Genomic DNA, 7227 nt, shown 5'->3' on the forward strand with positions numbered 1-7227 from the left:
ACACAACTGTGCGAAAGATTGTGCTAGAATACATTCATTACTACAATTGTGTGCGAATTCAAGAGAAATTAAACCACCTATCCCCTAAAGAGTATAGGGAACAGATGGTTTAGGTGTTTTGATAGGTGTCCCGTTTTCGGGGTTCACTTCAATATCATTTTGGATGGCTTTTTTTATAATATAACCTTTCCTTAAAACTATCTTAAAAGATAAAATGTCATATTTCTAATCATTGGTATTTTTGTTACAATATAAATGAATGTGTAAAACTTTGTAAAAAGAATGTAATAATATGTAATTTATTTTCAGAAAGTTTTGTACAATTCGGTTGTTTATTAAACTATTAAGTTATAAAGGGAGAGAGACTATGTTACCAAATACGGTTCGTACTCCAAACAAGAAGAAAAAATGGATTATTGTCGGGGTTATTGCACTAATTGTGATTGTAGCAGCAGTTAATATTTTTATGATGCAAGGCAAGAAGAAGGGCGCAGCGACGAATGATGCTGTAAGTTTTGAGAAAGTGACAGAGCGTAAGCTTAATAATACGAAATTAATTTCAGGTCAGGTGAAGCCGGGGAATATTGAAAGTTTCTATGCGGATCCGACTAAAGGAAAAGTGAAAGAGATTGTTGTAAAAGAAGGGCAAGAGGTAGAGAAAGGTACGAAATTATTCTCTTATGATAATGAAGAAATTAATCTTCAAATGAAGCAAGCTGAGCTTGATCAGAAGATGGCTGATATGCGTTATGATCAAGGGAAAAAGAAGATTGATTCATTGAAGAAAGAAATTAAGAAGGCAAAAGATAGTGGGGCTGGGAAAGAAGTAACAGAACCAATGGAAGAGCAAGTAAGTGAGTTAGAGATGGCTCAAAAGACAACGGATCTTGAGAAAGAAAAAGGGAAGTTGCAGAAAGAAGAGTTAAGTAAAAAGCAACAAGAACTTACGGTTTATAGTAATTTTTCTGGTGTTGTTCAAAAGTTAGATAAAGATGCGGCACAAAGTTCATCTCAAGCTTTAGGTGGTCAAGGAAAAGCGTTTTTACAAGTAGCTTCTAAAGACCCATTCCAAATTCAAGGGACATTAACTGAACTTCAGAAATCACAAATTCAACCAGAGCAGACGTTTACTGTCACTGCAAAAGCAAATAATAAGAAGAAGTGGACAGGGAAGATTACAGAGGTAAGTGAGTTCCCAACGAGCGCAGAGATGGCTCAAGCTGGTGGTATGGGTGAAGCGACTCAAAATATGTCTCAATATACATACAAAGCAAGTCTTGATAGTCAAGATGGTTTATCTCCAGGTTATCACGTTTCTCTGCAAGTAAATTTAGAGAATAAGACGATGATTGCTGTTCCAAGTAAGAGCATTGTAGAAGAGGGCGACGATGCATTTGTTTATATCGAAGAGAAAGGAAAGCTTCGTAAACAAAATGTGAAAAAAGGTTCTACTGATGGAGATTGGACAGAGATTACTGAGGGCGCAACAGTGGGGCAAAAGGTGGTTAAAAATCCTTCCGACAACGTGTATGACGGAATGGAAGTGAAAGAGAAATGATCACGTTAAATAATATTGCTAAGACGTATTATCAAGGGAAGTTTGCGGTGCCGATTTTGCATGGTATTAGTTTAACGATTCAGAGTGGTGAGTTTGTTTCGATTATGGGGCCGTCTGGTTCTGGTAAGTCAACGCTTATGAATATTATCGGTTGTTTAGATCGTCCAACAGAAGGTGAATATATGTTGAATGATGTGAATATCTTAACAGCAGACGAGTCAAAACTTGCTTTAATTCGTAATGAGTATATCGGCTTTGTGTTTCAGCATTTTAATTTACTTCCGCGTCTTTCTGCGGTGGAAAATGTTGAACTTCCACTCGTATATGGTGGAGTGAAGAAAGCGGAGCGCCGCAAGCGTGCTTTAGAGGCGCTAGGTAAAGTCGGATTAGCGGACCGTGTGCATCATTTACCGAATGAATTGTCAGGTGGGCAGAAGCAGCGTGTAGCCATTGCAAGGGCGATTGCGAATAATCCAACGTTCATTATGGCCGATGAACCGACCGGTGCGCTTGATACGAAGTCTGGTGAGCAAGTTATGGATATTTTCACAAAGCTAAATGCAGAAGGTACGACGATTGTTATGGTTACGCATGAAGAGGAAGTAGCAGCGTATTCATCTCGTCGCATCGTATTGCGAGATGGGAAAATTACAGAAGATAGAAGGTGTGCGGTATGAGTTTACTAGATAGTATCAAAATAGCACTATCTTCTATTTTAGCTCATAAACTACGTTCTGCTCTTACGATGCTCGGAATTATCATCGGCGTTGGTTCTATTATTACTGTCGTTGCGATCGGGCAAGGCGGGGAAGCGATGCTGAAGTCAAAAATCGCTGGTTCTGGTAATAATCTTATGCCTATTCAATTTAAGCCAGATATTAATGATGAATTTAGTATGGGCGGATTTGAAATACCGAAGTTAACGGAAGAAGATATTCTAGAAGTAAAACAAGTGAAAGATGTCTCGCACGTTATTACGACAAACCAGAATTCAGAGATGCTTGATGTAAATGATAAAAAAGCAAATTTGAATGTTATTGGGCTTGATAATGAGTATTTTGCGGTAAATAAAGTTAAGGTAGTAAAGGGACGCACGCTAAATGAATCAGATATTTCTCATGCGAATAACGTCGTGATGATTAGTACAAAAACAGAAGAGACGTTATTTAAGGATACAAATCCAGTTGGACAAATTATTGAGATGAAGGGACAGCCAATGCAAATTATTGGTGTGTACAGATCTGATAATGAGTTTATGGGATTCGAAATGGAAGAAGCGTTAATCCCGCTTACTTTATGGCCTGTTTTATACGGAACAGATGATATTCAAAATATCGCAATTCAATCTAAAAATGTAGACGATTTAGAAGTAGCAGGGAAAAAAGCTGTTGATGTATTAAATAGTCGTAAGCCAAGTGAAATTCCAGGTAAATATGAACTGGTAAACTTAAAAGAGTTCCAAGAAGGCGTTTCTAAAGTTACTAACATCATGACGATGATCATCGGTGGTATCGCTGGTATTTCATTAGTCGTTGGTGGTATTGGTGTTATGAACATTATGCTCGTATCTGTAACGGAGCGTACGCGCGAAATTGGAATACGTAAAGCACTTGGGGCAACGCGTAGTAAAATTTTATTACAGTTTTTAATTGAAGCCGTTATGTTAACGCTTCTAGGTGGTTTAATCGGAATTGGTCTTGGATATGGCGGGGCATATATTGTTTCCACATTTGCGAAGTGGCCACCGCTCGTTTCATGGGAAGTTGTCGTTGGAGGCGTACTATTCTCTATGACACTTGGTATTATTTTCGGATTAATTCCAGCAAATAAAGCTGCGAAATTAGATCCAATCGAAGCATTACGTTATGAGTAATTTACTAGTGTAGTAGAGAGGATATTCTCGACTACACATTACCGTTCTAGTGGGCGGTTCGTAGCCTCCATATGAGGAAGTGAACCGCCCGTTAGAACGGGTTACATAAATAGAAGGAGGCGTTAGAATGGAAATAAATATTAATACGCAAGATGAAGGTGCGAAGAAGCCATCATTATTAGGAATGATTACTTCTCCTGGTTTGCAGTTTGAGAGAATGAAGACGAAAAGCCCAGTTTGGGGAGGATTTTTCTTATTTCTTTTAATGGGAACAATCTTAGCAGCAGCGGCAGCTTATTTAGGGTTAATTAATACTCCGGAGTTGGCAAAGCTGCTTAAGGATGATACGACGGGGATAATGAAATGGACTACACTTGGATTTGGAGCTATTGGAGGTCTATTTGGAACAGCTATTGGTCTTTTTGTGGTAGCAGGATTTTATAAAGTTATTATGATGTTTATGAGCAATGATACTCCATATATGAAGATATTATCTATTTATATATATGCCAATGTTGTTTTTTATTTTGGTAGTCTTCTTAATGTAGCTTTAGCATATATTCTTGGTGGAAATGGCATTGATAAATATACAAGTTTAGGCCCTCTATTTGAACAAGGAACAATTGCATATAGCATTGGTTCTGCATTTGAAATCTTTAACATTTGGAGCTTAATTTTAACTGGTTTAGGTTTGTATATCGTTGCCGGTTTAAGTAAAAAACAAGTAACAATTTTAATTTCTATATTCTTCATCCTTACAATTGGTTTTAGTATGTTAGGCGGTATGTTCTCTGATTTTGGCGCATAACATATTATTTGAAAAAGGTGGCTCTTCCTAGAGTCACCCTTTTTATTTTTACCCCTATTTCAAATACCACTAGCTGAATTTCAAATTTGGATAGTAGTATTTAAAATTACCCACAATGAACTTTCTTTTTTCATTTTATATTGTAGAGGTACCGCGGAATACTGAAGAGGTATACCTTTTAGAAACGGGTACTGTGTGAAGCCAGCGACTTTTGCAGATACAGTTGTTTTGTATGAAGGTATGATTGTAAATCAAATAAAGAGGTTAAATATTTATCAAGATTATGAAGAGTATTATCAATGTGGTTTAATTGGTCTTTGGCATGCCTATGAAAGGTATGAGGAGGAGAAAGGTAGTTTTCCTGCTTATGCGGTTGTAACGGTACGTGGTTATATATTGGAGAGGTTGAAGAAAGAATGCGTAGTGCAAGAGCGGTATGTATGCACCGGCGAGTATGAGGAACGATTTGAGTGTGAAGATGCGGGAACGAGAGCGAAGGACTTTATGAGTGTGTTAGATGAGTTGAAGAGCTGTTTGGCATGAGTACAGGTGGTTTTCCCACTACTGTCGATAATTTTTGTGCGTTAATAGGGGCGTTTGTAAGGCTCAAGCATCATTGTAGAACTAGAAATAAAAATATTACTTTCATTATCCATAATTCTAAATCCCCCCTTAAAAAAGTTTTATATTCCTAATATAATCATATAAAAAAATATAAATTTAACGTTGATATTCTGTTGCGTATTGTAAATTTTTTTTGTTCGTTTACAATCAATAGATGATAGTCTTTCTAATTTGCATCGCTTGTACATATATATGAAAATAGAAAAGAGTAGGCGGTGAGATAGTATGAAGAAAAAGTATATTATTATGGCTCTTGTTGTTGTTCTCCTTGTTTATTTAGCAAACAGTAACCCAAGTAAGGGAGAATATACAGATTGGGCAGCGAAGCAATTTATGAAGCGTAATGATGTGAGTAAGAAGTTAGACGAGGTTGAAAAAGAAAACAAAGAGGGTCTCTTTGGTGATTTAGCATCGGCAGGTAAGAAGTTGGCGAAAAAGTATGTTGAGCCGCAAGTTGGATTGTTAATCGACCATTATACAAAGCGAAATGATTATATTTTCTTCTCAACATATACGACAGAGTTTGATTTAGGTGGAGAGAATTATAAGTATGTTTGCATTGGTTTTTCAAAGATCTTTATTCCGATTGAAATGCCGAAGAAAAAAGACGAATCTGCAAAATGATGCAGATTCGTCTTTTTGATTTACGGAGTAATTTGAACTTCAGATACAGTTTTTTCTATGAGGCGTGCACCTTTTTTATGGGGTTAACGACAAGTAATGTAACAATCATTCCGAATGAAGATGCAAATCCGAAATAAATATTTACAAGCCCTGATAAGAATAAACCGACTGCGATAAAGCGCTGGGCGAAAGCTTTATCGGATAAATTCCCCATAAAGAATTTACTAAATCCATAAACAATTGCCATCACCGAACCGAGTAATCCGATTTGTGACGTACTGAAACCATACTCTTGTACTAGATAACGTAAAGTTACTGCGAACTAAGTAATAAGCAGCATATCCAACTGAAATCCCGATTAGCAAACGAATACGTAATACTCGATAAATCATATCTGCTGGTAATCGTTCGATTGCTGGCGTTGGCTTAAGCCCTTTAAACATATAATTTTGTCTCCTTTTCTCACTTTTGAGAGAGACGTTGCCTATTCCATATTTCGATTATTCCACTATTTGATATGTTTTTGTTCGTCCTTCTAACTGGCTGATTTTCTATCTATTTCTCATTCTTCACAAACATCGTCGGTACGCCAAACGATACTTTTTCTAAAATGTGCCCCGCTTCTTCTGATCAGGTTATGATTGTTGCTAATAGTTCAGCTAGAAATGTTAGTAATGGTGATACTGGGAAAATTATTGCTTATGATGATAAAGGTGTGTGTCTTGATCTGGATGGCAGAGAGATTTTTTATAAATATGAGGATACAGAGGAAGTTGTTTCGTGATATGCTTTAACTGTTCATAAGAGTCAAGCTAGTGAATATGAAAAGGTTGCTATATTTATAGAGAATTAACCTAAATTGGATACAAATAATTTATTATATACAGGTATTACGAGGGCGAAGGAAGATTTTAAATTATATGTCCCTAATGAAAATGTTTTAAGTTATATGTTAAATACTATACCAGAACCTATTTCTGATGTGACGTGGAATAATGTGTGTGATAAAGTTCATAAAGTCTTAGATATGAAAAATTATCTTTCTAAAACAGAAAGATGACTCGTTGAGTTTGTTGTATTTTAACCTTTTTGGTGCTACCGACACCGAAAGGGATTTTTTATGATTTTACAGGCGTTATTATAACATAACGTCTTAATTTTATTAACTCTGACTAATGGGAAAAAGTCTCACCTTATTTTGAAAAGATGTACAAATATCTCAAAAAAAGAGTATATTTTTTGAGACGTTTTTTTTGAGACATTACTATTTTATTTTAAAAACGTTGGTTTGTAGGGCTTTTTTAAAAAATATATATTTTGTGTATCAAAAATATATGCTTATTCGTGAGACAAATGTACACCTTTTTCAATTCGAAAAAACACTTTGACATTTTTCGACAAGGTAGTTGATTGGATTCTAATTTGAAGTACTATGGGAGGGGCATTTGAGTTTATATTTGATAGACGTAATTTCGAGTGATAGACATATAAGGATAAGTTGTTTGTTGTTTGAATTTAGATAGATTTGTTTTTGAGTTGAATAAACAGAAATTTTTTATCATAGACGGATCTATCTTTTGTCATAGACGAGACTGATTGTTCATAAGACGAAGCTGACGCTTTGATAGACGAGACTGATTGTTCATAAGACGAAGCTGATGCTTTGATAGACGAGACTGATAGTGTTGTAGACAGAGTTAATTGGCTATAGACTGGGCTGAATTCGTTGTAGATAGAAAG

6 protein-coding genes and 4 pseudogenes are annotated in these 7227 nt (G+C 36.0%); 7 read left to right on the forward strand and 3 right to left on the reverse strand.

Annotation, left to right across the window (positions count from 1 at the left end; all coding sequences use genetic code 11):
• The 6 genes and pseudogenes from MR065_RS26420 to MR065_RS26445 form a co-directional block, all read left to right on the forward strand.
• The coding region (locus MR065_RS26420; protein WP_242215666.1) for an IS3 family transposase at positions 1-113 on the forward strand (113 nt) is incomplete at its 5' end.
• Positions 114-367: 254 nt separating this feature from the next.
• Positions 368-1558, forward strand: coding sequence for an efflux RND transporter periplasmic adaptor subunit (locus MR065_RS26425; RefSeq protein ID WP_242215661.1), 1191 nt, complete (start codon positions 368-370; stop codon positions 1556-1558).
• Positions 1555-2235 (forward strand): ABC transporter ATP-binding protein, encoded by a 681-nt coding sequence (locus tag MR065_RS26430; RefSeq protein WP_242215662.1) that lies wholly within the window; start codon positions 1555-1557, stop codon positions 2233-2235. The genes MR065_RS26425 and MR065_RS26430 overlap by 4 nt, the downstream gene beginning before the upstream one ends.
• The gene (locus MR065_RS26435; RefSeq protein ID WP_242215663.1) at positions 2232-3431 is read left to right on the forward strand and encodes an ABC transporter permease; all 1200 of its coding nucleotides are present in this window, start codon (positions 2232-2234) and stop codon (positions 3429-3431) included. Before MR065_RS26430 ends, MR065_RS26435 begins: the two co-directional genes overlap by 4 nt.
• Before the next feature lie 127 nt (positions 3432-3558).
• Positions 3559-4239, forward strand: a complete 681-nt coding sequence (gene yknW, locus MR065_RS26440) for a YknW family membrane protein (protein ID WP_242215664.1) — start codon at positions 3559-3561, stop codon at positions 4237-4239.
• Positions 4240-4434: 195 nt separating this feature from the next.
• Positions 4435-4761: pseudogene (locus tag MR065_RS26445) on the forward strand (sigma factor); the annotation flags it as partial.
• Here the strand turns inward: MR065_RS26445 and MR065_RS26450 are convergent.
• Positions 4756-4895 (reverse strand): annotated as a pseudogene (locus MR065_RS26450) (competence protein ComK); the annotation flags it as partial. The pseudogenes MR065_RS26445 and MR065_RS26450 sit on opposite strands and share 6 nt — an antisense overlap.
• Before the next feature lie 193 nt (positions 4896-5088).
• Between MR065_RS26450 and MR065_RS26455 the strand changes: the two are divergent.
• Entirely contained in the window at positions 5089-5487 is a 399-nt protein-coding gene (locus tag MR065_RS26455) for a DUF4359 domain-containing protein (protein WP_242215665.1), read from the forward strand.
• Positions 5488-5563: 76 nt separating this feature from the next.
• Here MR065_RS26455 and MR065_RS26460 read toward each other — a convergent pair.
• A pseudogene (locus MR065_RS26460) lies at positions 5564-5930 on the reverse strand (MFS transporter); the annotation flags it as partial.
• 19 nt (positions 5931-5949) lie between these two features.
• Positions 5950-6117, reverse strand: a pseudogene (locus MR065_RS26465) (ABC transporter substrate-binding protein); the annotation flags it as partial.
• Positions 6118-7227 lie beyond the last annotated feature (1110 nt).

The sequence above is a fragment of the Bacillus cereus group sp. BfR-BA-01383 genome, from assembly GCF_022663495.1.
In the GTDB taxonomy this organism is placed as follows: Bacteria; Bacillota; Bacilli; order Bacillales; family Bacillaceae_G; genus Bacillus_A; species Bacillus_A cereus_AU.